Source organism: Parvibaculum indicum (genome assembly GCF_011762095.1).
GTDB classification, from domain to species: domain Bacteria; phylum Pseudomonadota; class Alphaproteobacteria; order Parvibaculales; family Parvibaculaceae; genus Parvibaculum; species Parvibaculum indicum.
This window is the reverse complement of record NZ_JAASQO010000007.1, coordinates 23,254-48,661: the sequence shown is the minus strand read 5'-3', so window position 1 is coordinate 48,661 and position 25,408 is coordinate 23,254. Positions and strand designations below refer to the sequence as shown.

The window sequence follows — 25,408 nt, the reverse complement described above, 5'->3', positions numbered from 1 at the left end:
GGCGGCGCGGCATATGGATGAGGTGCGATTGGATTGTGCCTTGCATGTTCCGAAGTGCCCTAAACGACTTAGGCGGGCTGGGGAAAAGCGAGTGGGTCCCGGCTTTCGCCGGGATGACAGCCTTTGTTGTGTTTTCGGAAAGTGTCAAAAACTCGGCGTCGTCCCGGGCTTGTCCCGGGATCCATGGGCGGTACGTCCGGTGTCCGCGGCCCCTGGGCCCCGGCATGTGCCAGGATGACAGTCTTTGTTGTGTTTTCGGAAAGCGTCAAAAACTCGGTGTCGTCCCGGCACTCGTTGCGGGGCTTTGCCAAATCCAGAGACCGTCACCCCGGACTTGATCCGGGGTCCATGTGGAAGGTGTTCCGTTATTCGGAGTCGGTATGGATGCCGGGGCGAGCCCGGCATGACGGCTGAAGGGCCTCACAGCAATTCGAGCTGCTTGCCTCGTCCCGGCACCGTGAACCGGTCGCAGTCGAGATCGGTCCCGATCCTGTTGAGCCCCAATTTGCGGGCGGCGATTTCGAAGCGGCGGCCGATCTGCCAGGCGTAGGGGCCGGTGCCTCTCATGCGGCTTCCCCATTCGGCATCGTATTCCTTGCCGCCGCGCATCTGGCGGATGAGGGACATGACGCGCTCGGCGCTGTCCGGCACGTTTTCGTTGAGCCATTCCTTGAAGAGGTCGGCGATTTCGAGCGGCAGGCGCAAGAGGACGAAACCGGCCTGCGCGACGCCGGCATGGGCCGCGCCCTGCAATATGCGCTCGATCTCGCTGTCGTTCAGCGCGGGGATGACGGGGGCGACCATGACGCCCGTCGGCACGCCCGCTTCCGACAGCATGGAAAGCGCTTCCATGCGTTTGGAGGGCGTGGAGGCGCGCGGCTCCATCTTGCGGGCGAGGGTCGCGTCCAGCGTCGTCACGGAGATCGCGACCTTGACGAGATTGCGCGTCGCCATGTCGGCGAGGATGTCGAGATCGCGCGTCACCCGCGCGGATTTCGTCACGATGGTGACGGGGTGGTGATAGGCCGAAAGCACTTCGAGGATGGAGCGCGTGACGCGGTAGCGCTGCTCGATCGGCTGATAGGGATCGGTATTGGTGCCGATGGCGATGGGGCGCACCTCATAGCCGGGCCTGGACAGCTCGCGCGCCAGAAGCTCCGCCGCATTGGGCTTGGCGAAAAGGCGGCTCTCGAAATCGAGCCCGGCCGACAGCCCCATATAGGCATGGGTCGGCCGGGCGAAGCAGTAGACGCAGCCATGCTCGCAGCCCCGATAGGGATTGATCGAGCGGTCGAAGGAAATATCCGGCGACCGGTTGCGCGAGATGATGGTCTTGGCATGTTCGACGGTGACTTCCGTCTTCAGCGCGGGGACCGAGGAAAGCCCGTCCCAACCATCGTCTTCCAGCTCATAGCCGCGCGGCTCGAACCGGCCCGGGCGGTTGGTAAGCGCGCCCCGGCCACGGCGGCCGTCGGGGGGCAGGTTGGGCTCGCTCACGCCTTGGGGTACGGGGGACGGGGCGTTGGGGAGCCGGGACGGCCGCGCCACCGCCTTGGAGCCAATCGGGGAATTGGCGTGGGGACGGGCGGTGCGGCCGGGACGCGCTATGTGGCGACTCATCGTCATGAGGAAATCCTAGCAGAACGAGAGAGCAGAACAAGAACATTTATCCGGAAGGGGACAGTTTCCTTGCAGTGTGACTACGCTCCATGGCTAATTGGCTCGCATGTTGAGCGTGATCATCCCGACCCTGAATGCCGAAGACGAATTGCCCCGCGCCATGTTCCCGCTGGTGGGCGCGGTGGTGCGCGGCCGTGTGAAGGAAGTCGTCGTTTCCGACGGCGGCTCCACCGACGGCACGCTGGACGTGGTGGAGGCGGCGGGCGCCCATCTGGTGACGGGCGAGCGGGGGCGGGGCCCCCAGCTTGCCGCCGGCGCGCGGGAGGCGAAGGGCGACTGGCTGCTCTTCCTCCATGCCGACACGGTGCTGGAAACCGGCTGGGACGAAGAAGTGTCGAAATTTCTGGAACAGGTGGAGGCGGGGCGTTTCCGCAGCTCCGAGATCGCCGCCGCGTTCCGTTTCACGCTGGACGATTTTTCGGGCTGGGCGCGCTTTCTGGAAAGCATCGTCGCGCTGCGCTGCGCGATCCTGCGCCTGCCCTATGGCGATCAGGGTCTCCTCATCAACCGGCGGCTGTATGAAAAGCTCGGCGGCTATCGCGACATGCCGCTGATGGAGGATGTGGATTTCGTGCGCCGGATCGGCAGGCGGCGCCTGGTGATGCTGCGCTCGCGCGCCGTCACCAGCCCGGACCGCTATATAAAGGACGGTTTCGCCGCGCGCATCCTGCGCAACTTCGCCTGCCTCACGCTCTATTATCTGCGCGTGCCGCCCCGGCTGATCGCCCGTATCTATCAGTAGACGGAACGGCTCATGGACAGGCAGCTTGTCGTCATGGCCAAGGCGCCGCGTCTGGGCCGGGTAAAGACCCGCCTTGCCCGCGAGATCGGCGATGTGGCCGCGCTCGCCTTTTTCCGCCGGACATGCGGCGATCTGCTGCGCCGCGTCGCGCCGGATCCGCGCTGGCAGACCGTGCTCGCCCTGACGCCCGACCGCGCCGTGCATGAGACGGGCGTCTGGCCGGACGGCGTGCCGCGCATCGCGCAAGGCGGCGGCGATCTCGGCGACCGGATGGGGCGGCTTTTCCGCGACCTGCCGCCGGGCCCGGCGGTGATTATCGGCGGCGACATTCCCGGCATTACGCGCGATCATATCGCCCGCGCCTTTGAGGCACTGGGCCGCGCCGATACCGTGCTCGGACCGGCGGAGGATGGCGGCTACTGGCTTGTCGGCATGAAGCGCTTTCCGCGCGTGGCGGAGATTTTTCAGGGCGTACGCTGGTCGAGCGAAAACACGCTGGCCGATACGCGCGCGAATATCGACAAGGCGGGGCTGACGCTCGCCCTGATCGACACGCTGAACGACATCGACACCGGCGCGGATTACCGCCGCTGGAAAGAGAGCGAAAGACAGACGAACACATGAGCGATATCGATCCCTTCAAACTGTTTCTCGATATCCAGTTGAAGCTGCCGAGGAACGGGCCGGGCAGTGCGCGCGCGACGGCGGAAGCCTTCGCGCTGGTGCCGGAGCTGCCGCCCGCGCCGGAAATCCTCGATGTGGGCTGCGGGCAGGGGCCGGAAGCCTTCGACCTGCTGGCGCTCACGCAAGGCCGTGTCACGGCGGTCGATCTTTTCGAGCCCTTTCTGGACAAGCTGCATGAGCGCGCGGTGGCCGAAGAGGTGCCGGAGGAGCGGCTCACCGTGAAGCGCGCCGACATGGAAGAACTGCCCTTCGGCGACGGCGCGTTCGACCTCATCTGGTCGGAAGGCGCGATCTATCTGATGGGCTTCGAGGCAGGCTTGAAGGCGTGGCGGCGGCACCTGAAGCCGACGGGCGCCTGCGTCGTTTCCGAACTCACCTGGCTGACCGATACGCCCTCGCCCGAAGCCTGGGACTATTGGCGCGAAATGTATCCGGGCATGGGAACGGTCGCGACCAACAAGGAAGCGGCAAAGCGCGCGGGCTATCGCGTCGTCGCGACCACCGTGCTGCCGAAAGAGGACTGGTTCGCGGACTACTACGCGCCGATGAAGGACGAAATCCGCAAAAGCTGGGGCGCGTATGAAGGCGTGGAAGAGGCAAAGGCCGTCTTCAACGAGATGTATCGCGAGATCGACATCGCCGAGCGCTTCCTCGGCGAGTTTTCATACGTGTTCTATGTGATGACGCGGGCGGAGTAGGAGCACGTCATTGCGAGGAGGCGTCAGCCGACGACGCAATCCACGCTTTGCCGCGACGCACTGGATTGCTTCGCTTGCGCTCGCAATGACGGTTTTTTCAGTGTCACCCCGGGATGACGCCGTTTTTCTTTACGCCCGCCCGACATGCTCCTGAAGGCGGGGCATGATTTCCACGAAATTGCAGGGGCGGTAGCGGTAGTCGAGCTGGTATTTCAGGATCTCGTCCCAGCCATCCTTGCAGGCGCCGGGCGAGCCGGGCAGCGCGAAAAGATAGGTGCCGTGGGAGACGCCCGCCGTGGCACGGGACTGGATGGTGGAGGTGCCGATCTTCTCGAAGGAGACGCGGTGGAAGATGGCGGCGAAGCCTTCGATCTCCTTGTCGTAGACGGAGAAGAAGGCTTCCGGCGTCACGTCGCGCCCCGTGAGCCCCGTGCCGCCGGTGGAGATGACGACGTCGATTTCCTTGGCCGCGATCCAGCGCAGGAGCTGCGAGCGGATGCGCTGGACGTCGTCGCTGACGATGGTGCGCTCGGCGAGATGGTGCCCGGCCGCCGCGATGCGGTCCGCCAGCACGTCGCCCGATTTGTCGGTCTCGGGCTTGCGCGTGTCGGATACCGTCATCACCGCGATGTTGAGCGGAATGAAGTCGCGCGTTTCGTCGATACCGGGCATGGGGGGACCCTTTCGCTGAGGAGTTGCTGCCGAGGAGGACGGCGGGAGGCCGCCGCGATCTGTCTGAAAAGACGAGCCGGTATCCGTCCGAAGCCGAAGGAGCGGAACGACCCTCCCGGTCGGGGAAGCGGAATGCCGGAAGTCGGGCGCGGTGTCAGGAGGACGGCGACCCGTCCACGCCCTTATACACCGGCCAGGTGCCCGATGCACTCTCGTCGAGCGAGCGGACGGGCTGGCCGAGGCGGGAGCGGTAGAGCCAGAAATTGGAAATGACCCGCTCGATATAGCCGCGCGTTTCCGGCGCCGGGATCGACTCGATGAAGAGGAAGGGATCGTCCTTGAAGTCGATATTCTGGAGCCAGCGCATCAGATTGCCCGGGCCGCCATTATAGGCGGTGGTAAGCATGAAGAGATTGCCCTGCGGCTGGCTGTAGCTCATCAGCTCGGAAAGATAGTCCTGCCCGAGCCCGACATTGAAACTCGGATCGAGGAGCTTGTCCCGGTTGCGGCCCGCCAGACTGCGGTCCTTGGTGATGTAGCTCGCCGTGGCGGGCATGATCTGCATCAGGCCGCGCGCGCCGGCATAGGATTTGGCGTCGGGCTTGAACTTGCTCTCCTGCCGCATGAAGGCGAAGATGAGCGCGCGGTCCATCTTGTAGCCGGCCTTGGGCCTGTATTCGGGAATGGGAAAGAGGCCCGCATTCATCCGTACACGGCCATCGACCATGCGATGCGGCACACGCGCCGCGCTCGCCACCTGCAGCGCCACGGCGGGCAGCGCGAAACTCTGCGCCAGCGCGATCAGCGGCTGGTCGAGCGAGGGATCGAGTTCGCCATGGGCGCGGATCAGTTCGCGTTCGGCGAGATCCTTGCGGCCGATCTGGACGAGCGCCACGGCGCGGGCGACCGCCTTGTTGGCGATGAGCGCGCGGAAGGATGACTGGTCGAGCTGGGGGTCCACCCAGTCGATGTCGATCCGGCGGCCGAGCTGGCGCGTGGCGAGAAGGCCGTAAAAGGTCGCGCCCGTCGCGGCGGCGCGTTCGAGCATCGGCGCCACGCGCTCGGGGTCGCGATCGGCCAGATAGGCGCGCGCCGCCCAGAAGCCGCCCGCCGCCTTGGACCAGTCGCCCGCGCTGTCGGTTTCCGACAGGCGCTTGAAGTGGCGCGCGGCATCGGCGTATTGCCCGCGTCGCCAGGCCGACAGACCAGCATACCAGTCCGCCAGCGGCACGTAGCGCGCATGACGCGAGGAAATTTCGTCCGCGATGCGATAGGCCAGCTCGTCATCGCCTTCCAGGAAGGCGGAGGCCGCGACCCGCACACGCACCTTGTCGTATTCGACGGCGGTGAGCTTCGATTTGACGTGATAGCGCTTCAGGAAATGGAGCGTTTCTTCCGCGCTGTCGGACGAGACATGGCGGCGGACCTGGGGCGCGATCCGCTTATAGGCCGCCGACAGGGGCCGGTCGTCCTTTTCATAGACCGCATAATCGGTATGGGCCGGTGCGCGCCATTTGCGCCGCGCGGGCCGCGCGGGCCACGCGCCATGAGGGCGGCGCTTCACGGCAAGTTTGTAGATGTCCTTCGCGCCCGGCAGGTCGCGGTATTTCTTCATCCAGGCCGCGAGTTCCGAATAGGGCGTGCGGTAATGCGGGCCCATATATTTTTCGTAGAGGACGAAGCCCATCAGCCGCTTGTCGGAAAGCCTGGCGGCGATGGCGTCGGCTTTCTTCCAGTTGCCGCGCCGGGTCTCGGCAAAAAGCTGCCGGTAGAGTTCGCGGTCCTTGCCGCTCAGGATTTCCGGGCTCCAGATGCGCGCGGGCGCTACCGCATTTGCTTCTGCCGAGGTGCCTTGCGCCGCCGCCGCGGGAAGCGGCGCCAGCGCGGCGCCGGCCAGAAAGCCCGCGAGCGCGAATTTGCAAAATGTACGGGCAGGACGAAGCGTCCGCCCCCCGGAAACCGAAGCCGTCATTGATGCACCCCCCAGCGCATGAGCGAGTATCATATCGCTCATCTGCCGCCTCTCAAGCGCCAAGGCAAATTAATTACTCGTAGGTTAACGGGGGGCGTTGAGCCGCTGCATCAGCGAGAGAAGATCCTGCCAGGCCAGACGCTTCTGGGCGGGCTGGCGCAGAAGATAGGCCGGATGCAGCGTCGGCAGGGCCGGGATTTCGCGCTCGCCCGCGCGATAGACGTTCCATTTGCCCCGGAGACGCATGATGCCGGTGGTGGTGTTGAGGAGCTGCTTGGCCGATACGCCGCCCAGGAACACCAGCACTTCAGGGTTTGCCAGCGCGATATGGCGCTCGATGAAGGGCTGGCAGATGGCCTGTTCGGCGGGTGTGGGCGCGCGGTTTCCCGGCGGGCGCCAGTTCAGCACATTGGTGATGTAGACGCTCTGCCGGTCGCGGCCGATGGCGGCGAGCATCCGGTCGAGAAGCTGGCCCGCCCGGCCCACGAAAGGCAGGCCCTGAATATCCTCGTCGCGCCCCGGCGCCTCGCCCACGAACATGAGGTCCGCTTCCGGATTGCCGTCGGCGAAAACGAGGTTCTTGGCGGTGAATTTGAGCGCGCAGCCCTCGAAATCGGCGAGCGCCTGTTTGAGTTCGTCGAGCGTCTGGCAGCGCGCGGCGATTTCCCGCGCGGTTTCGGCCGCTTCCGCCTCTTCCAGCGGGATCGAGGCGGGGGCGGCGGGGCGGGAGGCCTCGACAGGCGCCGGACGCGGCGCAGGCGCCTTGCGCGGGCCGTCCGGCGCGGCGGGCGCGGCCCCGGCGGCGCGGGCCGGCGCCTCCGGCAGCTCGTAGCGGTTCACCGGTTTTTCGGCCAGTGTGTCCGTCCAGCCGGATTCGACATAGAGCGCCAGCAGCGCCGCCGCGTCTTCCGCCGAAAATTCCCGCGACTCGCCATCCATTATGGAAAAGAACTCCCGAATATCCCGCCCCGAAAGGGACCGATCGCGCCCGCCGCATTTGACGGTCGCAAATCACTGCCTACTGTCTTCTGCATGATTGACGAGACGAGATTATCAGCGAACCCGGCCATGTGCATCCGGCATGAACGGGGAAACGGCTCTGAACGGCCCTCCGTGTTGACCGCAACAGCCGTAGGCACCATAAGTGTTGCGAAATTCAGAGGGATTCCGGCGTTCCCCGGGCCCGGACCGGCAGGCCCGAAAGGGAACCGAGGACGGAACGCGGCAGGAGAAAAGAGGGTTAGATGAGCGACCAGGCGGACGCGCTTCCCGAGCGCGAATATATGGAATACGACGTCGTGATCGTTGGCGGCGGCCCGGCGGGCCTTTCCGCGGCGATCCGCCTGCGCCAGAAGGCGGCGGAAGAGGATTTCGACCTTTCGGTCTGCGTGATCGAAAAGGGCTCGGAAATCGGCGCGCATATCCTTTCGGGCGCGGTGATCGACCCGGTCGGCCTCGACGCGCTCATTCCCGACTGGCGCGAGCAGGATGCGCCCGTCGACACCGAGGTGACGGCGGATCATTTCCTCTTTCTCGGCCCGGCCGGCGGCCTGCGCGTGCCGAATTTCCTGATGCCGCCGCTGATGAACAATCACGGCAACTACATCGTCAGCCTGGGCAATCTGTGCCGCTGGCTGGCCGCCAAGGCCGAAGAGCTGGGCGTGGAAATCTATCCCGGTTTCGCGGGCGCCGAGATCCTTTACGACGAGAACGGCTCCGTCACCGGCGTCGCGACCGGCGATATGGGCGTCGCCAGGGATGGCGAGCACAAGGACAGCTTCATGCGCGGCATGGAACTGCGCGCGAAATACACGCTTTTCGGCGAAGGCGTGCGCGGCTCGCTTTCCAAGGAGCTGATCCGCAAATTCCGCCTCGACGAAGGCCGCGAGCCGCAGAAATTCGGCATCGGCCTGAAGGAACTCTGGGAAATCGACCCCAAGAAGCACAAGAAGGGGCTGGTGCAGCACAGCATGGGCTGGCCGCTCGACAACAATACCGGCGGCGGGTCGTTCCTCTATCATTTCGGCGACAATCTGGTGTCGGTCGGCTTCGTGGTTCACCTGAACTACAAGAACCCGTATCTCTCGCCCTTCGACGAGTTCCAGCGCTTCAAGCAGCATGAAGCCGTGCGCGACACTTTCGAGGGCGGCAAGCGCATCTCCTATGGCGCGCGCGCCATCACCGAGGGCGGTTTCCAGTCGGTGCCGAAGCTCACCTTCCCGGGCGGCGCGCTGATCGGCTGCTCGGCCGGTTTCGTCAACGTGCCGCGCATCAAGGGCAGCCACAACGCCATGCTGACCGGCATGATGGGCGCCGAAGCGGCCTTCGACGCGGTGAAGGACGGGCGCAGCGGCGACGAGCTGACGGCCTATACGGACGCCTATGAGAAGAGCGCGGTCTACAAGGACCTGAAGCGCGTCCGCAATGTGAAGCCCTTCTGGTCGAAGTTCGGCACCATGATCGGCCTTGCCTTCGGCGGCCTCGACATGTGGATGAACAATCTGGGCATCGGCCTGCCCTTCACGCTGAAGCACGGCAAGCCGGACAGCGCCACGCTGAAAAAGGCGGCGGACTGCAAGCCGATCGACTACCCCAAGCCCGACGGCAAGATTTCCTTCGACAAGCTGTCCTCGGTCTTCCTGTCGGCGACCAATCACGAGGAGGACCAGCCGGTCCATCTGCGTCTCAAGGATCCGGAGATCCCGATCAACTACAACCTGCCCATGTATGACGAGCCCGCGCAGCGCTACTGCCCGGCCGGCGTCTATGAAGTGGTCAGGGAGGATGACGGCTCCAATCCGCGCTTCCAGATCAACGCGCAGAACTGCGTCCACTGCAAAACCTGCGACATCAAGGATCCTTCCCAGAACATCAACTGGACGGTTCCCGAAGGCGGCGGTGGGCCGAACTACCCGAATATGTAAGCAGGCATGCGCCGCTTTGCCGGTCCGCCGGGCTGGCAAAGCGGTTCGCATGGTCTTACGCTGTCGGAACGCCGGGGCGCGCGGGCGGGGCGGGGGCCTTGCGCGGGCGTTCGGCAGACAAGGACCAGAGGCAATCCGTCAATGATGTTGAAGCGTGAAGCCCGCGGGGGAAACCGCCATTCCGCGAGAGGTCGCGCCCGTCTTCTTTCCCGTCCGGGACATGCTGTCGCGCGGCTCGCTCTTTTCGGCGGTCTGGCGCTCGCCCTGTCCGGCTGCGCCGGGCTCGCCCCGTCGCTGGGGCTGGGCGACGACGACGTCATCCGCACCGAAAGCGCCTATGGCGCCTATCTCGCCGGGCGTCACGCCGCCGCGCAGAGCGACAGCGACACGGCGGCGGCCTATTTCGACCAGGCGCTGAAAGCCGCGCCGACCGACCCCGTCGTGCTGCAACGCGCCTTTACCGCATCGCTGGTCGCCTCCGACGAGACCCGCGCGGTCAGGCTGGCGCGCAAACTCGTCGCCCAGACGCCGGACGACCGGCTGGCGGGGCTCGTGCTGGCGCTGGACGCGGTGAAGCGCGGCCATTACGACGATCCGGTGGTGGCGCAGGCGCAGTCCGACAACGGCCCCTTCAGCGCCCTGGTCGGGACGCTGACCGGCGCATGGGCCGAAGCCGGCAAGGGCGACAGGGCGGCGGCGCTTGAAAAGCTCGCCGCCTTCGAGGGGCGCACGGCCTACGACCTTTTCCGCAGCTTTCACAAGGCGTTGATCCTCGATTATCTCGACGACGCGAAAGGCGCGAACGACGCCTTCGCGGCGGCGATGACCGCGACGGGCGGCGGCTCGATCCGCGTTGTTCAGGCCTATGCCTCCTTCCTGCAGCGCAACGGCCATGCGGACGACGCGGCAACGCTTTTCGGGCAGTTCGCAAAACTCGCCCCGGACAATCCGCTGGTGAAAGACGCGCTGCGCCGTCTGGCCGCGGACGAGGCCCTGCCGCGCGTGGCGGCGACGCCCGCCGCCGGTGTGGCCGAAGTGCTTTACGGCCTCGGCAGCGCGCTGGACCAGGGCGCGACGCGCCAGCTCGCGCAGCTCTATATCCATCTGGCGCTTTTCATGAAGCCGGATTTCGACGTGGCGCGCACCGTGCTGGGCGGGCTCTACGAAGATCAGGAACGCTGGCAGATCGCCATCGATCAGTATTCGGAGGTTCCCGAGGACTCCGCGCTCTATCTTTCCGCGCAGATCCAGACCGGGATCGACCTCAACCGGCTCGGGCGCGAGGAAGAAGCGACAGCGCTTCTGCGCGACCTCGTCGAGGAACATCCCCGGCAGGTCGACCCGCTGGTGGCGCTGGGCGACATCTATCGCAGCAAGGAAGACTACGCCAGCGCCGAAGCCGAATATGAAAAGGCGATCGCCCTGGTGGAGACGCCCTCCCGCTCGGACTGGACGCTCTATTATGCGCGCGGCATCTGCAACGAGCGGCTGGGCAACTGGGACCAGGCGGAGAAGGATCTGAAGCTGGCGCTCAAACTTTCCGACGGCAATGCGCTGGTGCTGAACTATCTGGGCTATTCCTGGGTGGAGCAGGGCGAACATCTGAGCGAAGCCTTCGACATGATCGAAAAGGCGGTGGAGCAGCGCCCCGACGACGGCTACATCGTGGACAGTCTCGGCTGGGCGCATTACCGGCTGGGCGACTATGGGGAAGCGGTGAAATATCTGGAACGCGCCGTGGAACTGGAACCGGGCGACCCCACCATCAACGAGCATCTGGGCGATGCGCTGTGGAAGGTGGGCCGCAGGATCGAAGCCGGGTTCCAATGGGGCCACGCGCTCGAACTCGACCCGGACAAGAAGCGCATTCCGCTCCTGAAGGACAAGCTGGAATACGGTCTCGAACAGGCCGAAAAGCGCAATGATGTCGGCGCGTTGCTCGATACGGGGGCGCCGGGCCAGAGCACCGGCGCCTGATGGGCGAGGGCGCGCGCATGGCCCCGGCAAGGCGGGCCAACAAGGCGCGGGCCAAGGTGAACCTGTCGCTCCGCATCGCCGGCCGCCGCCCCGACGGCTATCACGAACTGGAAAGCCTCGTCGTCTTCCCCGATACCGGCGACGGGCTGACGGCGGAACCCGCGCCCGATCTCACGCTCGACATCGAAGGCCCCTTCGCCGACGGCCTGACGGACGAGGCCGACAATCTCGTGCTGCGCGCCGCCCGCGCCCTGCGGGCCGAGACGGGATGCGGCAAGGGCGCAAGCATCGTGCTCGACAAATGGCTGCCCGTCGCCTCCGGCATAGGCGGCGGCTCGGCGGACGCGGCCGCCGCGCTCCATCTGTTGAACGATTTGTGGGAGACGGGGCTCGACGGGGAGGCGCTGGCGCGCATCGGCCTCGGACTGGGCGCGGATGTGCCGGTCTGCCTCGATGCCGCGCCGGCTTTCATGACCGGGATCGGCGAGCGCGTCGCGCGCCTGCCCGCACTGCCGGATTTCGTGCTGCTGCTGGTCAATCCGGGCATGTCGGTGGCGACGGGCGAGGTGTTTGCCCGGCTCGACGCCGCACCTGTGAAAGAGGACAGGGAGGCCACGCCGCCGCCGTCCTTCGCAATGCTGGACGCGCTTCTTCAATGGCTGGCACGCCATCCCAACGATCTCGAAGCGCCCGCCATGGACGTCGCACCGGCAATCGGCCTGGTGCTGCGCAAGCTCGACGGCTTGCCGGGCGCGCTGCTGTCCCGCATGTCCGGCTCGGGCGCGACATGCTTTGCGATCTTCAGCGACCGGAACGCGGCGCAGGACGCGCTTTCCACGCTGTCGGCGGATTGTCCCGACTGGTGGTGCGTCGCCGCGCCCGTGGTGACGGGGTAGCGCGGACATTTCGTTTCCGCGATGCCGATTTCGTTGTGAGTTTCGCTTTCAAACAATAGCTGTCATCCCGGCCCTGTGCCGGGATCCGGAGCGGCAAGCGAAGCTGCTTCGAGACGCGGCTTCGCCGCTCCTCAGCATGAGGTGCAAGTCAGGCAGGTCTCATCCCGAGGAGGCCCGAAGGGCCGTCTCGAAAGATGGATTGCTTCGTCGCTTCGCTTCTCGCAATGACGGGAAGAGCGCTCAGTGGTCGCGGCTGATGCAGAACTCGACGAGATCGCTCAGCGCCTGCCGGTAGTCGCTTTCCGGGAAGATCGCCAGCGCGTCGATGGCGATGGCGCCGTAATGCCGGGCCCGGGAAATCGTGTCGCCGAGCGCATCGTGCTTTTCGATGAGCGACATGGCGTGTTGCAGGTCTTCTTCCGACTGGTCGCCTTCGCCCAGCGTGCGCTGCCAGAAGGCGCGTTCCTCGTCGTCGCCGCGCCGATAGGCGAGCACGACGGGAAGGGTGATCTTGCCTTCGCGGAAATCGTCGCCGACATTCTTGCCGAGCGCGGCCGCCGCGCCGCCATAGTCGAGCGCATCGTCCACAAGCTGGAAGGCGATGCCGAGATTGCGCCCATAGGAATGAAGCGCGGCCTCCGCGCGCTCGCCATGTTCGGAAATCACGGCGCCGATCTCGCACGCCGAGGCGAAGAGCGCGGCGGTCTTGGCCTCGATGACGCGCATATAGGCGTCTTCCGTGGTGCCGGTGTCCTTGGCCGCGATGAGCTGCATCACTTCGCCTTCCGCGATGACGGCGGCGGCGTCCGACAGGATGTCGAGCGCGCGCAGCGAGCCCGTCTCCACCATCAGCTTGAAGGCGCGGCCCAGCAGATAGTCGCCCACCAGCACGCTGGCCTGATTGCCCCAGATCATGCGCGCGGTCACCTTGCCGCGCCTGAGATCGCTCTCGTCCACCACATCGTCGTGAAGGAGGGTGGCGGTATGCATGAACTCCACCGTGGCGGCGAGCTTCTGATGCGACGTGCCCTCATAGCCGCACATGCGCGCGCAGGCGACGGTCAGCATGGGGCGCAGGCGCTTGCCGCCGGATTCGATCAGATGGGAGGCAAGATCGGGGATCATCTGCACGTCGGAGTCCATCCGCTCACGGATCAACTCATTGACCTGCTCCATATCGGCCGCGACGAGCCGCTGCAGGTCGGCGATCGCATTCTTGCTGCGTTCGCGGTCTTCTCCGAGGGGGACGACGACACCCAAAACTGACTTCCTTAAGATTGCCGGACCGGCCGCGCGAACCGCGCGTCAGGCCCTTTGAAGGGGGTTTTCCGGGAGAATAGGTTGGCGGCCCCGTTGCGGCAAGTGCGGGAGGGGCCGCGCCTTGCAACAGAGCGTTTCGGGATTGTCTCAAATTGCGAACGGGTCGCGTTTTTTCTGGGGTCGGGAGGGGCGCTCCCGTTAGAGTCGTCCCGAATGCGGCCGAATGCCGCCCTGGATCGGGGAGCCCCATGAAGGAACTTCTGAGAAGCAACGATCCCGTGCTGGTGTCCTATCTGGAACACCGCCTGCGTGAGGCAGGTGTAGAGCCGCTGGTGCTCGATGCCTATACCTCCATCGTCGAGGGCTCGCTGGGTATCCTGCCGCGGCGTATGATGGTGGCCGAAGAGGACCACCCCGCGGCGGCGCGCATTCTCGACGAGGTGCAGCGAGAAAGCGAAGCCGGGCCGGGAGAACGGGAACGGGGCGACAAGGGGCCGGAAAAGCAGGGAGACGACGAATGAGCGGTGTGGCGGCACGCGAAACGACCTCCGACACGATCGAAGAGACGACGGAAGACGGCTTTCTGGACGGCCGCATCACGCTCCGGCAGCCCGCCAGGGGCTACAGGGCGGGGATCGACGCGGTGCTGCTGGCCGCCTCCGTCCAGGCCCGAAGCGGCGAGCGCGCGCTGGAAGCGGGCGCCGGCGTGGGCGTTGCCAGCGCCTGTCTGGCCGCGCGCGTGCCGGGGCTGGAAGTGGACGGGCTGGAACTGCAGCCCGGCATGGTGGCGCTGGCGCAAGAGAATATGCGCCGCAACGGTTTTGCGGAGCGCGTCTCCATAATCGAGGGCGATATCGGCATGCCCGCGCGCGACCTCGCCGCGCTGGGCCTGGAACCCAATTCCTATCATCATGTCTTCGCCAATCCGCCTTTCCACGACCCGGCGGCAAGCCCCGTCTCGCCGAACGAGAGCAAGGCGAAGGCGCATATGACGCTGGGCTCGGACCTTGAGGACTGGGTGCGCTTTGCCTGCGTCATGGCGCGGCCCAAGGCGACGGTGACCTTCATCCACCGGGCCGACGCGCTGGCGACGCTGCTCGCCGCGCTTCAGGGCCATGTCGGCGGCATCGAGATCTTTCCGCTCTGGCCGGCCCTCGGCAAGGCGGCGAGCCGGGTGATCGTGCGCGGCGTCAGGGGCTCGCGCGGGCCGCTCCTGCTGCGGCAGGGGCTCGTGCTACACCGCAAGGACGGGCGCTTCTCCGAAGCCGCGGAAGCAATCCTGCGGGGCGGGGAGGCGCTCCATTTCGACCGGGCGTGACGCGCCGCCCGCCTTGCCTATCGGCCTTCACACACCTATCTGGAACCGTATGAAAAACCTCGCAGGACGCATTCTCCCCAAACCCCTCATGAGTCGCATCGCCCCGGGCTGGTCGCCGCCGCCCGTGGTGCCGGTGGTGCGTATTTCCGGCGTCATCGGCGGCAGCCAGCCCTTGCGGAACGGTGTGACGCTGGCCGCGCTGGCCGGTCCGCTGGAGCAGGCCTTCTCCATGAGAGGCGCGAAGGCGGTGGCGCTCGTCGTCAATTCGCCCGGCGGCTCGCCCGTCCAGTCCTCGCTGATCTTCAAGCGCATCCGGGCGCTGGCGGAGGAGAAGAAACTGCCCGTCATCGTCTTCGCCGAGGACGCGGCGGCCTCCGGCGGCTACATGATCGCCTGCGCGGGCGACGAGATCTTCGCCGACGAAAGCTCGGTGATCGGCTCGGTCGGCGTCATATCGGCGGGCTTCGGCTTTACCGGCCTCATCGAAAAGCTGGGCGTGGAGCGCCGCGTCCATACGGCGGGCACGAACAAGGGGATGCTCGACCCCTTCCAGCCGGAAAAGGAAGAGGATGTGAAACGCCTGCTCGACCTGCAGGGCGAGGTGCATGACTATTTCAAGGATCTGGTGAAGGGCCGCCGGGGCGAAAAGCTGACCGGCGGGGACGACGAACTCTTCTCCGGCGCCTTCTGGGCCGCGAAAGGCGCGCTGCAACGCGGCCTGATCGACGGAATCGGCGATCTCCGGCGTATCATGAGGGAACGCTTCGGCGAGGAGGTGAAACTGCGCCTCGTTGCGCCGCGGCGCTCGTTCTGGCCGCTCGGCAACACCGTCAAATCGTCGCAGAAAAGCGGAACGCTGCCTGATTTTGGCCCGAATTTTGCGGATTCATTCGCGGATGGGATCATTTCGGCCATTGAGAGGCGTTCCATTTGGAGCCGATTTGGCCTTTAATGATTCCAATCGAGCGGGTTGGGCTGACCGGCCCCAGTGTTGAAAGGGCATCCAGATGACAAAGCTCGTCTTCACAGCGATCTTCCTTGCCGCCTGCTACTCGGCGTATCGGGCCGTGGTGAAGGCGGCGGAGCGCCAGCGCTCGGCCATGGCCGCCGCGCGCGCCCGCGGCCGGATGGAGCCGCGCGACATGGGCCGGCTTCGCCAGACCCGCGACGGCTATTACGTTCCCGACGACGGCCGCTGAGCGCGTTCCGTAAGGCGATCCGATACCGGTCGGGCCGAAAGGCGGGGCCGGAAAAGAGATCGGGAGTCCGGCTGGAAGGCCGGGCTCTTTGCTTTTCGGCCCGCCCGCCCGGCGCGACCCCGCCGGTTTCTTGACCCTGTCCCGCCCCGGAGCTAACTTGCGCGCGCTTTCCAAGAAGAAAGGGCGCCCTCGCCCGCGACTCGCAAGGCGACCATGACCGGCAAGCCCGACCACTCCTTCCAGTCCCTGATCCTCACGCTCCAGCAATACTGGGCGCGGCAGGGCTGCGTGATCCTGCAGCCCTATGACATGTTGATGGGCGCGGGCACGTTTCACCCCGCGACCACGCTGCGCTCGCTGGGACCGAAGCCCTGGAAGGCGGCCTATGTGCAGCCCTCGCGTCGCCCGACCGACGGGCGCTATGGCGAGAACCCGAACCGCTTCCAGCACTACTACCAGTTTCAGGTGATCCTGAAGCCGAGCCCGGACAATCTGCAGGAGCTTTATCTCGAAAGCCTCTACGAACTCGGGATCGACGCGAAGAACCACGATATCCGCTTCGTGGAGGACGACTGGGAAAGCCCGACGCTGGGCGCCTGGGGGCTTGGCTGGGAAGTCTGGTGCGACGGCATGGAAGTCTCGCAGTTCACCTATTTCCAGCAGGTGGGCGGCATCGACTGCGCGCCCGTTTCCGGCGAGCTGACCTACGGGCTCGAACGCCTCGCCATGTATATCCAGGGCGTCGATAACGGCTATGAGCTGGACTATAACGGCGCCGAGGGCGCGGACCGCGTGACCTATGGCGACGTCTTCCACCAGAACGAGGTGGAATTCTCCGCGCACAACTTCGAGGCGGCGAACACGGAAATGCTGTTCCGCCATTTCGAGGATGCGGAAAAGGAGTGCAATGCGCTGCTGGACCGCGCTGAGCCGCTGCCGCTGCCCGCCTATGACCAGGTCATCAAGGCGAGCCATAATTTCAACCTGCTCGATGCGCGCGGGGTGATCTCCGTCACCGAGCGGCAGGCCTATATCGGCCGCGTGCGCGCGCTCGCCAAGCGCTGCGCCGAGGAATGGCTGAAGACGCCTCAAGCGGGCGTAGAGGCCGCGGAATAGGGCGGTCCATCAGTCTTGAATGAAAACGGCCGGAAGCATTTGCTCCCGGCCGTTTCGTTTTTGCTGTCGCTCGATCTTCAGAACGCGAAGTCGAGACCGATGCGGACGATCTGGAAGTCATTGGCCTTGGCCGTGATGAGAAGGCCTGTCATCACCGAAATATCGCCCAGATCGGTATAGAGATATTCGGCCTTGGCGGAGAAGCCGGTGGTGAAGGCATAGGCAAGGCCGCCGCCTGCCGTCCAGCCGAACTTCGTATCCTCGTTCGAGAAGAGCGAGGCCACATCGGCCTTTACTTTCCCGAGCGCTGCGCCACCCGTGACATAGGGCAGGAATTTGCCGATAGGGTAGCCGGCCTTGGCGCGCAACGTGCCGAGCCAGCGCAATTCGGTCGTGCAGCCGAAGGTGCATACGTTGGTCGAGGTTCCGTCGATCGTGGAAAGCGAGCCGTCTGCTTCCACGCCGAGGATGAAGTCGCCGAGCTGCCAATTGTAACCGGCTTCCAGACCCGCGACACTGCCATGAAGGTCGAAATCGCTGGTGGTGGAGCCGGACGTGTCTGTATGCCTCGATTGGCCCCAGCCATAGCCTGCCGTGACGCCGATATAGGGGCCGGTCCAGTCGATGGGGGCAAGAGCCGGACCGACGGCATCGGCCCGAGCGGAAAGAGACCCCGACGCCAGCGCGGCCATCGCGACCGCAAAACTCAAGAAAAAACGCCTCATAGTTTCCCCTCTGCAAACTGTGCCTTTTGGGTGAAATACCCCGAGAGAGTCCCCTACAGGGCGCACGCGATGCGGAAAACGCGCTTGTGATGTGCAAAATCCCCTTTTTGATGGGATTTCCTGCGAGGCGTCCCCGCTTTGGAGGTTTTCGGGCCGATGGGCAGAGGCAAGGCAGCGCGTTGGAATTCTTTCCCTTTTCGGCCCCGACGTGCTAGACGGCTGCGTGGTTTCCCAAGCCTGACTGCCCGCAAATGTCCGAATTCCTGCTCGAACTCTTTTCCGAAGAAATTCCCGCCCGGATGCAGCTCCGCGCCGCCGACGACCTGAAGCGGCTGGTGAGCGATGCGTTGAAGGCGGAAGGCGTTGCCGTGGGTGCGGCGGAAGCCTATGCCACGCCGCGCCGGCTGGCGCTCGTCATCGAGGGTCTGCCGGAAAAGACGCCGGATGTCCGCGAGGAGCGGAAGGGCCCGAAGGTCGGCGCGCCGGAGAAAGCCATTGAGGGCTTCATGCGCGCGGCGGGGCTTTCCTCCATCGAGGAAGCGGAAATCCGGGAAGACAAGAAGGGCCGGTTCTATGTCGCGGCCATCGAGAAGCCGGGCAGGGAAATGGCCGATGTGTTGGCCGAGATCGTGCCGCAGGCGATCCGCAACTTCCCCTGGCCGAAATCGATGCGCTGGGGGACGGGCTCCTTGCGCTGGGTGCGCCCGCTTCATTCGATTCTCTGCATTTTCGGCGGCAAGGTCGTGCCCTTCGAGTTCGAGGGGCTGTCGGCGGACAGCATGACCTATGGCCATCGCTTCATGGCGCCGGACGGGTTCAACGTCACGGGATTTGCCGATTACCGGCAAAAGCTCGAAGCGGCGAAGGTGATCCTCGCAACGGAAGACCGCGCAAAGGCGATCCATGCGGCGGCGAAGAAACTCGCCGAGGATGCCGGGCTCCAGCTTTTCGAGGACGAGGCGCTGCTGACGGAAGTGGCCGGGCTCATCGAATATCCCGTGCCGCTGATGGGCAGGATCGACGACGAATTCATGTCCGTGCCGCAGGAAGTGCTGACCAGCACCATGCGCGCGAACCAGAAATATTTCGCGTGTGTCGCCCCCTTCGAGACGCCTGCTGCGCAGGCTCCTCAGGGTGAGGCCGCGGGTAAAAACAACCCTCATCCTGAGGAGGCGCAGAGCGCCGTCTCGAAGGATGGGCGTCTTGCCCCGCGCTTCATCGTGATTGCGAATCTCGAGGCGGAAGATGGCGGCGCGGCCATTGTGAACGGTAATGAGCGTGTGCTGCGCGCCCGCTTCGCCGATGCGCGCTTCCTCTGGGATCAGGACCGGAAGGAAACGCTGGAAGCGCGCCTGCCGAAGCTGGCGGATGTGAAGTTCTATGAGGGGCTGGGCAGCGTCGGCGACAAGGCCGAACGCATCGCGAAGCTCGCCCGCGCGCTGGCCGAAGACCTGCCGGGCGTCGATCCGGCGAAGGCCGAACAGGCCGGGCGTCTCGCCAAGGCCGATCTCGTCAGCCAGATGGTTTTCGAGTTCCCCGAACTGCAGGGCCTGATGGGCGCTTACTATGCGCGGAACGACGGCCTCGGCGACGACATCGCCGATGCGATTGCCGAACATTATTCGCCGGTCGGCCCGACCGACGACGTGCCCGCCAGCGCGCTGGGCAAGGTCGTCGCCCTCGCCGACAAGATCGATACGCTGGTCGGTTTCTGGGCGATTGACGAAAAGCCCACAGGTTCCAAGGATCCGTTCGCGCTGCGCCGTGCTGCGCTGGGTGTGATCCGTATTATTCTTGAAGGCGCAATGCGAATGCGCCTAAACGAAGCGTTCGTAACTTCTATGGTGCTTGTTAGCGATAACTTAGCAGACGCGCCTCTTGCTCGTATTTCGTCTGATATTTCTACAGAAAATCTCTCCGGCCTCAGAAAAATCTCTGACGCGTTGTCGACAGCAAAAGATGAAATTCAGCGGGCGAGAATATCAAGAGCGGTAGACAATGTGCTGCTCAACAGCAATAGCCTCCTCTCCTTCTTCGCCGACCGCTTGAAAGTCTATCTGCGTGATCGCGGGGTGCGGCACGATCTGGTCGATGCCGTTTTTGCACTGGAAGGGCAGGACGATCTCGTGCTGATCGTGAAGCGTGTCGAGGCGTTGTCCGACTTTCTCGGCACCGATGACGGCGCAAACCTGCTTGCGGGCTACAAGCGCGCGGTGAACATTCTCCGCATCGAGGAAAAGAAGGACGAAGCCTCTTATGGCGGCGAGCCGGATGCGGGGCTTTTCGAGCTGGACGAGGAGCGCGCGCTGTTCGACCGGATCGAGGAAGCCCGTTCCGAAGCGAGCCATGCGATCGGGCGTGAGGATTTCGCCGCGGCCATGTCCGCGCTCGCCAAGCTCCGTGCGCCGGTCGATGCGTTTTTCGACAAGGTCACCGTCAATGCCGACAAAGCGGAAGTGCGCGCGAACCGCCTGCGCCTTCTGAGCCTCATCCGCGCGGCCTTGCATGAGGTCGCGGACTTCTCGAAGGTCGAGGGGTAAGCCCCCTCCCTGACCCTCCCCCGCGGAGCGGGGGAGGGGACGATGAAATGGATTCACCATTCCCACCTCCCCCTTGAGGGGGAGGTCGGCCCGCCAGGGCCGGGTGGGGGTGCGCTGCATGAACGACGTTGGTAAGCCTCAACCAAAGGCAGTAACGATGGCAGAGAACAAGTGGGTCTATTCCTTCGGCGACGGCAAGGCCGAGGGAACGGCGGAGATGAAGAACCTTCTCGGCGGCAAGGGCGCGAACCTGGCCGAGATGTCCAATATCGGGCTGCCGGTCCCGCCGGGCTTTACCATCACCACCGAAGTTTGCACCGCCTTTTACGAGAACGACCGTCAGTATCCGGACGGGCTGACCGCGCAGGTGGAAGCCGCGCTGGACGCCATCGGCAAAAGCGTCGGGATGAATTTCGGCGAGAAGGAAAACCCGCTGCTCGTCTCCGTGCGCTCCGGCGCGCGCGCCTCCATGCCCGGCATGATGGATACGGTGCTCAATCTCGGCCTCAATGACGAGACCGTGGAAGGGCTCGCCAAGCGCTCCGGCGACGAGCGCTTCGCCTATGACAGCTATCGCCGCTTCATCCAGATGTATTGCGACGTGGTGCTGGGCGTGGAGCACTATAATTTCGAGGAGATCCTGGAATATTACAAGGAAGAGCAGGAATACGACCTCGACACCGAACTGACCGCGGATGACTGGAAAGACGTGATCGCGCGCTACAAGGCGCGGGTGGACGAGGAACTCGGCAAGCCCTTCCCGCAGGACGTGACCGAACAGCTCTGGGGTGCCATCGACGCCGTGTTCGGCTCCTGGCGCAACCGCCGCGCGGACACTTATCGCCGCTTGCACAACATTCCCGAAAGCTGGGGCACGGCCGTCAATGTGCAGGCCATGGTGTTCGGCAATATGGGCGACAGCTCCGCGACGGGCGTGGCCTTCACGCGCAACCCGGCGACGGGCGAAAAGGCCGTCTATGGTGAGTTCCTGGTGAATGCGCAGGGCGAAGACGTGGTGGCGGGCATCCGCACGCCGCAATCGCTGTCCAAGGCGGCGCGCATCGCGGGCGGCGACAAGAAGCCCTCCATGGAAGAGGAAATGCCCGACGCCTATGCGGAGCTGGTGGATGTCTTCGGCAAGCTCGAAGCGCATTACCGCGAGATGCAGGACGTCGAATTCACCGTGCAGGAAGGCAAGCTCTGGATGCTCCAGACGCGAAGCGGCAAGCGCACGGCGAAGGCCGCGCTGAAGATCGCCGTGGAGATGGTGGGCGAGGGGCTGATCGACGAGCGCATGGCGATCACCCGCGTGGAACCCGGCGCGCTGGACCAGCTTCTGCACCCGACGCTGGACCCGGAAGCGGATCGCGAAATCCTGACCAAGGGCCTGCCTGCCTCGCCGGGCGCAGCCAGCGGCGAAGTCGTCTTCAACTCCGACGAGGCGGCGAAGCTGAAACAGGACGGGCATGACGTGATCCTGGTGCGCGTGGAAACGAGCCCGGAAGACATTAACGGCATGCATTCCGCCGTCGGCATCCTGACCTCGCGCGGCGGCATGACGAGCCACGCGGCGGTGGTCGCGCGCGGCATGGGTCGGCCTTGCGTTTCCGGCGCGGGCGCGCTCCGGATCGACTATCAGGCCGAAACCCTGACGGTCGCGGGCGAGACGGTAAAGAAGGGCGAGATCATCACCATCGACGGCGGCACCGGCGAGGTGATGAAAGGTCGCGTGCCGACCTTGCAGCCGGAACTCTCCGGCGATTTCGCCACGCTGATGGAATGGGCCGACACGCATCGCCGCATGAAGGTGCGCACCAATGCCGAAACGCCGACCGATGCGAAGACGGCGCGCAAATTCGGCGCGGAGGGGATCGGCCTTTGCCGCACGGAGCATATGTTCTTCGAGGCGAACCGCATCACCCATGTGCGCCAGATGATCCTCGCCAAGGACGAGGCGGGACGGCGCGAACCGCTGTCGAAAATCCTGCCCGTGCAGCGCGACGATTTCCGCCAGCTCTTCGAAATCATGCACGGCCTGCCGGTGACGATCCGCCTGCTGGACCCGCCGCTGCATGAATTCCTGCCCAAGACGGACGAGGAAATCGCGGAAGTGGCCGAAGATACCGGCATGCCCGCGGCCGATCTGCGCCGCCGCCTGATGGAGCTTGCGGAAGCCAACCCCATGCTCGGCCATCGCGGCTGCCGGCTGGGCATCACTTTCCCGGAAATCTACGAGATGCAGGCGCGCGCGATCTTCGAGGGCGCGCTGGAGGCGGGCAAGGCGACCGGCGAGCATGTGATCCCGGAAATCATGGTGCCGCTCGTCGCCATGAAGGCCGAACTCGACTTCCTGAAGGCGCGCATCGTGGCCGTGGCCGAAGAGGTGAGCAAGGAGCATGGCGCCGAGATCGAATATCACGTCGGCACCATGATCGAACTGCCGCGCGCCGCGCTGATGGCCGGCGAGATCGCCGAGACGGCGGAGTTTTTCTCCTTCGGCACCAACGATCTGACGCAGACCACTTTCGGCATTAGCCGCGACGACGCCGCGACCTTCATCAACGACTATCTGCAAAAGAACCTCATCGCGCAGGACCCCTTCGTCTCGCTCGACCGGGACGGCGTGGGCGAGCTGGTGAAGATCGCCGCCGAGCGGGGCCGCGCGACGCGCGACGGCATCAAGCTCGGCATTTGCGGCGAGCATGGCGGCGACCCGTCCTCGATCTATTTCTGCGAGGATGTGGGGCTCGACTATGTGTCCTGCTCGCCCTATCGCGTGCCGATCGCGCGGCTGGCCGCCGCGCAGGCCGCGCTCGCAAAGGAGACGTGAGGGCCGGTGGCAAGGCACCTCGACATTCCCTCGTTTGAGGAGCTGCTGAAAGGTGGCAAGGCGGCGCTCGCCCGGGCGCTGGCCGCGGTGGAGGCCGCGCCCGACGATCCGCGCACGGTGGCGCTGCTGGATGCCGCCTGGGACGCCCCCAGAGCGACGGTCGCCGGGCTCACCGGGCCACCCGGCGTGGGCAAGTCCACACTGACCAATGCGCTGGTCTCCGAATGGCGAAAACGTGGGAAAACCGTCGGTATTATCGCCGTTGACCCCTCAAGCCGACGCACACACGGGGCGCTTCTGGGCGACCGGACGCGCATGGTGACGGACCCGGCCGATCAGGGGGTCTTCATCCGCTCCATGGCCGCCCGGGACAGGCTGGGCGGGCTGGCCGACCTCACCTTTCCCGCGCTCGTTCTGATGCGGGCCGTCTTCGACGTGGTGCTGGTGGAGACGGTCGGGATCGGCCAGTCGGAAACCGACATTGCCGACGTCGCCGACACGGTCGTCTTCTGCATCCAGCCGGGCTCCGGCGACAGCCTCCAGTTCATGAAGGCGGGCATCATGGAAGTGCCGGATATCGCGCTCGTCACCAAGGCCGATATGGGCCCAGCCGCGAGCCGGGCCGTCGCCGACGTGCGCGGCGCGCTCGGCCTCTCCGAAGCGCCCTCCACCGGGTGGCAGGTGAAGGTGCTCACCGTCTCCGCCGCGAAGGGCGAGGGGGTGGCCGGTCTCGTGGACGAGATCGAGGCGCATGGAGATCATCTGTTCACGGACGGTGCGCTTTCCGGCAAGCGCCGGGATCAGGGATTGTCCTGGGTCGGATCGTCCCTGGGCGGACGGTTCGGCCGGGAGGGACTTTCGCTTGTGGCAGAAGAGATTTCCGCCGATGCGCAGCGCTCCCCCTTTGCGCTGCATGCCGACCTTTCGGCGCGGTTGCAGCGCAAATGGCGTGATGGAATTCATTAATTTCAGCTCTTGAATTTGAGTCGTTCGATACCACTTTCCTTTACGTTATGCGGGCTGGGAATGCCTTTCCGCGTGCTCCGTTACGCAGAATTTAAGCTCGAAAACTTGTGAAAAATCAGCAAGTTAACCGCTGCCGTTAAGGGTGTGGCAACTTATTCCATTGCCCGGCGTGTCAAGCGTGTGTTACCCACGCCCGCGACTTGAGAAGGTTTACGCCCGGAATGCCGCCCTGTGTATGAATGCGGTCGGGCTCTGGCACGAGTGAGTGCTGTGTCTGCAGGTCTGTCCGAAACTCGAGATATCTGAGCGACGGAACCTCCAGCGACTTTGCGTTCCAACGGTAAGCGAGTGGGAACGAAAGGCGCGGGCGGAAAAGAGGACCCTGAAAGTACAACAACGCAGTCGGTAAAGAGAACGATGCGCAAGGTCATGGAGTGGCTCGAACTGGGCCACATATTCAAGGGGACGGCATATGCGGCGGTTTCGCTGATGTGCCTGGGTGTCGTCGGCGGGGCCGTGTTCCACGCCGCCGGTACGCCTGCGCCCGTCGTGACCCCTGCGAGCGTTCCCATGGTTGCGATGGCGACGACGCCGGGCCGCAAGCTGCCCTGGCTGCCGCCCGAGCCCAGCATGAAGCCGACCGAACTCGTGCAGCCCACCTACAAGCTGGCGGCGGCGGAGAAGGACAAGCCGGGCCTGATGGAATTCAAGCGCCCCGTCGCCGATGTCGACGCGGCCGCGCTGGACCGTCAGCGCCAGTGCCTGTCCATCGGCATCTATTACGAGGCCCGCGGCGAGACGCTGAAAGGCCAGCTCGCCGTGGCCGAAGTGATCCTCAACCGGGTGAAGTCCAGCCTCTATCCCAACAATGTCTGCGATGTGGTCTATCAGGGCTCCACGCTGACCACGGGCTGCCAGTTCTCCTTCACCTGCGACGGCATGTCGGAAAAGCCGCATGACCGCAGGGCCTGGCGCCAGGCGCGCAGTGTGGCCGAGCAGGCCCTGCTGGGCCGTGTGCGCGACAATGTGGTGGGCAAGGCGCTCTTCTATCACGCCGATTATGTGCGCCCCCGCTGGGCGAGCAGCATGGTGGAGGTCACCAAGGTCGGGCGGCATATCTTCTACCGCCTGAAAAGCGACACGCCGGTGAAGAAGACCACGCTGGCATCCAGCGATAGCTGATCCGGCCACGAAGCGATGAAAAATGGC

At 65.0% G+C, this 25,408-nt stretch carries 21 protein-coding genes; 15 read left to right on the top strand and 6 right to left on the bottom strand.

Annotated elements, in window-relative coordinates; all coding sequences use genetic code 11:
- Window positions 1-420 precede the first annotated feature (420 nt).
- Window positions 421-1,620, bottom strand: coding sequence for a PA0069 family radical SAM protein (locus FHS78_RS10035; protein WP_167094104.1), 1,200 nt, complete (start codon window positions 1,618-1,620; stop codon window positions 421-423).
- Window positions 1,621-1,726: 106 nt separating this feature from the next.
- On the opposite strand from FHS78_RS10035, the gene FHS78_RS10030 reads away from it, so the two are divergent.
- Genes FHS78_RS10030 through FHS78_RS10020 form a run of 3 tightly spaced genes read left to right on the top strand, consistent with a single transcriptional unit; the run spans window position 1,727 to window position 3,804 of the window.
- Complete coding sequence (locus FHS78_RS10030; RefSeq protein ID WP_167093769.1) at window positions 1,727-2,422, top strand: TIGR04283 family arsenosugar biosynthesis glycosyltransferase; 696 nt, start codon at window positions 1,727-1,729, stop codon at window positions 2,420-2,422.
- A 12-nt stretch (window positions 2,423-2,434) separates the two neighbouring features.
- The gene (locus FHS78_RS10025; protein ID WP_167093768.1) at window positions 2,435-3,046 is read left to right on the top strand and encodes a TIGR04282 family arsenosugar biosynthesis glycosyltransferase; all 612 of its coding nucleotides are present in this window, start codon (window positions 2,435-2,437) and stop codon (window positions 3,044-3,046) included.
- On the top strand, window positions 3,043-3,804 hold the full coding sequence (locus FHS78_RS10020) for a class I SAM-dependent methyltransferase (RefSeq protein ID WP_167093766.1): 762 nt from the start codon (window positions 3,043-3,045) through the stop codon (window positions 3,802-3,804). The genes FHS78_RS10025 and FHS78_RS10020 overlap by 4 nt, the downstream gene beginning before the upstream one ends.
- A gap of 129 nt (window positions 3,805-3,933) precedes the next feature.
- Here the strand turns inward: FHS78_RS10020 and moaB are convergent, their stop codons facing one another.
- The 3 genes from moaB to FHS78_RS10005 form a co-directional block, all read right to left on the bottom strand.
- Window positions 3,934-4,476, bottom strand: a complete 543-nt coding sequence (moaB, locus tag FHS78_RS10015) for a molybdenum cofactor biosynthesis protein B (RefSeq protein ID WP_167093763.1) — start codon at window positions 4,474-4,476, stop codon at window positions 3,934-3,936.
- Between the two features lie 154 nt (window positions 4,477-4,630).
- Entirely contained in the window at window positions 4,631-6,490 is a 1,860-nt protein-coding gene (locus FHS78_RS10010; protein ID WP_167093761.1) for a lytic transglycosylase domain-containing protein, read from the bottom strand.
- 42 nt (window positions 6,491-6,532) lie between these two features.
- Window positions 6,533-7,387 carry a uracil-DNA glycosylase gene (locus FHS78_RS10005; RefSeq protein WP_167093758.1) on the bottom strand — a complete coding sequence of 285 codons (855 nt, stop codon included), beginning with the start codon at window positions 7,385-7,387 and terminating at the stop codon, window positions 6,533-6,535.
- 305 nt (window positions 7,388-7,692) lie between these two features.
- Here FHS78_RS10005 and FHS78_RS10000 point away from each other — a divergent pair, with 305 nt between their 5' ends.
- From FHS78_RS10000 to FHS78_RS09990, 3 genes are all read left to right on the top strand, one after another.
- The gene (locus tag FHS78_RS10000) at window positions 7,693-9,372 is read left to right on the top strand and encodes an electron transfer flavoprotein-ubiquinone oxidoreductase (protein WP_167093755.1); all 1,680 of its coding nucleotides are present in this window, start codon (window positions 7,693-7,695) and stop codon (window positions 9,370-9,372) included.
- Window positions 9,373-9,513: 141 nt separating this feature from the next.
- The gene (locus FHS78_RS09995; RefSeq protein WP_167093753.1) at window positions 9,514-11,349 is read left to right on the top strand and encodes a tetratricopeptide repeat protein; all 1,836 of its coding nucleotides are present in this window, start codon (window positions 9,514-9,516) and stop codon (window positions 11,347-11,349) included.
- Between the two features lie 17 nt (window positions 11,350-11,366).
- Complete coding sequence (locus FHS78_RS09990; protein ID WP_167093751.1) at window positions 11,367-12,245, top strand: 4-(cytidine 5'-diphospho)-2-C-methyl-D-erythritol kinase; 879 nt, start codon at window positions 11,367-11,369, stop codon at window positions 12,243-12,245.
- Between the two features lie 240 nt (window positions 12,246-12,485).
- On the opposite strand, the gene FHS78_RS09985 is transcribed toward FHS78_RS09990, so the two are convergent.
- Complete coding sequence (locus FHS78_RS09985; protein ID WP_167093749.1) at window positions 12,486-13,505, bottom strand: polyprenyl synthetase family protein; 1,020 nt, start codon at window positions 13,503-13,505, stop codon at window positions 12,486-12,488.
- A gap of 248 nt (window positions 13,506-13,753) precedes the next feature.
- Here FHS78_RS09985 and FHS78_RS09980 point away from each other — a divergent pair, with 248 nt between their 5' ends.
- The 5 genes from FHS78_RS09980 to FHS78_RS09960 all read left to right on the top strand — a co-directional run bounded on the left by FHS78_RS09980 (window position 13,754) and on the right by FHS78_RS09960 (window position 17,138).
- Window positions 13,754-14,026 (top strand): putative signal transducing protein, encoded by a 273-nt coding sequence (locus FHS78_RS09980; protein WP_167093748.1) that lies wholly within the window; start codon window positions 13,754-13,756, stop codon window positions 14,024-14,026.
- The gene (locus FHS78_RS09975; protein WP_167093747.1) at window positions 14,023-14,823 is read left to right on the top strand and encodes a tRNA1(Val) (adenine(37)-N6)-methyltransferase; all 801 of its coding nucleotides are present in this window, start codon (window positions 14,023-14,025) and stop codon (window positions 14,821-14,823) included. Before FHS78_RS09980 ends, FHS78_RS09975 begins: the two co-directional genes overlap by 4 nt.
- Before the next feature lie 88 nt (window positions 14,824-14,911).
- The gene (locus FHS78_RS09970) at window positions 14,912-15,775 is read left to right on the top strand and encodes a S49 family peptidase (protein ID WP_246220438.1); all 864 of its coding nucleotides are present in this window, start codon (window positions 14,912-14,914) and stop codon (window positions 15,773-15,775) included.
- Between the two features lie 55 nt (window positions 15,776-15,830).
- Window positions 15,831-16,022, top strand: a complete 192-nt coding sequence (locus FHS78_RS09965; protein WP_167093745.1) for a hypothetical protein — start codon at window positions 15,831-15,833, stop codon at window positions 16,020-16,022.
- Between the two features lie 213 nt (window positions 16,023-16,235).
- A complete protein-coding gene (locus FHS78_RS09960; protein ID WP_167093744.1) occupies window positions 16,236-17,138 on the top strand; it encodes a glycine--tRNA ligase subunit alpha in 903 nt (300 codons plus the stop codon).
- 77 nt (window positions 17,139-17,215) lie between these two features.
- On the opposite strand, the gene FHS78_RS09955 is transcribed toward FHS78_RS09960, so the two are convergent.
- Window positions 17,216-17,848 (bottom strand): outer membrane protein, encoded by a 633-nt coding sequence (locus FHS78_RS09955; RefSeq protein WP_167093743.1) that lies wholly within the window; start codon window positions 17,846-17,848, stop codon window positions 17,216-17,218.
- Window positions 17,849-18,114: 266 nt separating this feature from the next.
- Between FHS78_RS09955 and glyS the strand changes: the two genes are divergently transcribed.
- From glyS to FHS78_RS09935, 4 genes are all read left to right on the top strand, one after another.
- Window positions 18,115-20,403, top strand: coding sequence for a glycine--tRNA ligase subunit beta (gene glyS / locus FHS78_RS09950; protein WP_167093742.1), 2,289 nt, complete (start codon window positions 18,115-18,117; stop codon window positions 20,401-20,403).
- Between the two features lie 157 nt (window positions 20,404-20,560).
- Window positions 20,561-23,233, top strand: a complete 2,673-nt coding sequence (ppdK, locus tag FHS78_RS09945) for a pyruvate, phosphate dikinase (RefSeq protein WP_167093741.1) — start codon at window positions 20,561-20,563, stop codon at window positions 23,231-23,233.
- A gap of 6 nt (window positions 23,234-23,239) precedes the next feature.
- A complete protein-coding gene (gene meaB, locus FHS78_RS09940; protein WP_167093740.1) occupies window positions 23,240-24,199 on the top strand; it encodes a methylmalonyl Co-A mutase-associated GTPase MeaB in 960 nt (319 codons plus the stop codon).
- A 417-nt stretch (window positions 24,200-24,616) separates the two neighbouring features.
- Window positions 24,617-25,381, top strand: a complete 765-nt coding sequence (locus tag FHS78_RS09935; protein WP_167093739.1) for a cell wall hydrolase — start codon at window positions 24,617-24,619, stop codon at window positions 25,379-25,381.
- Window positions 25,382-25,408 lie beyond the last annotated feature (27 nt).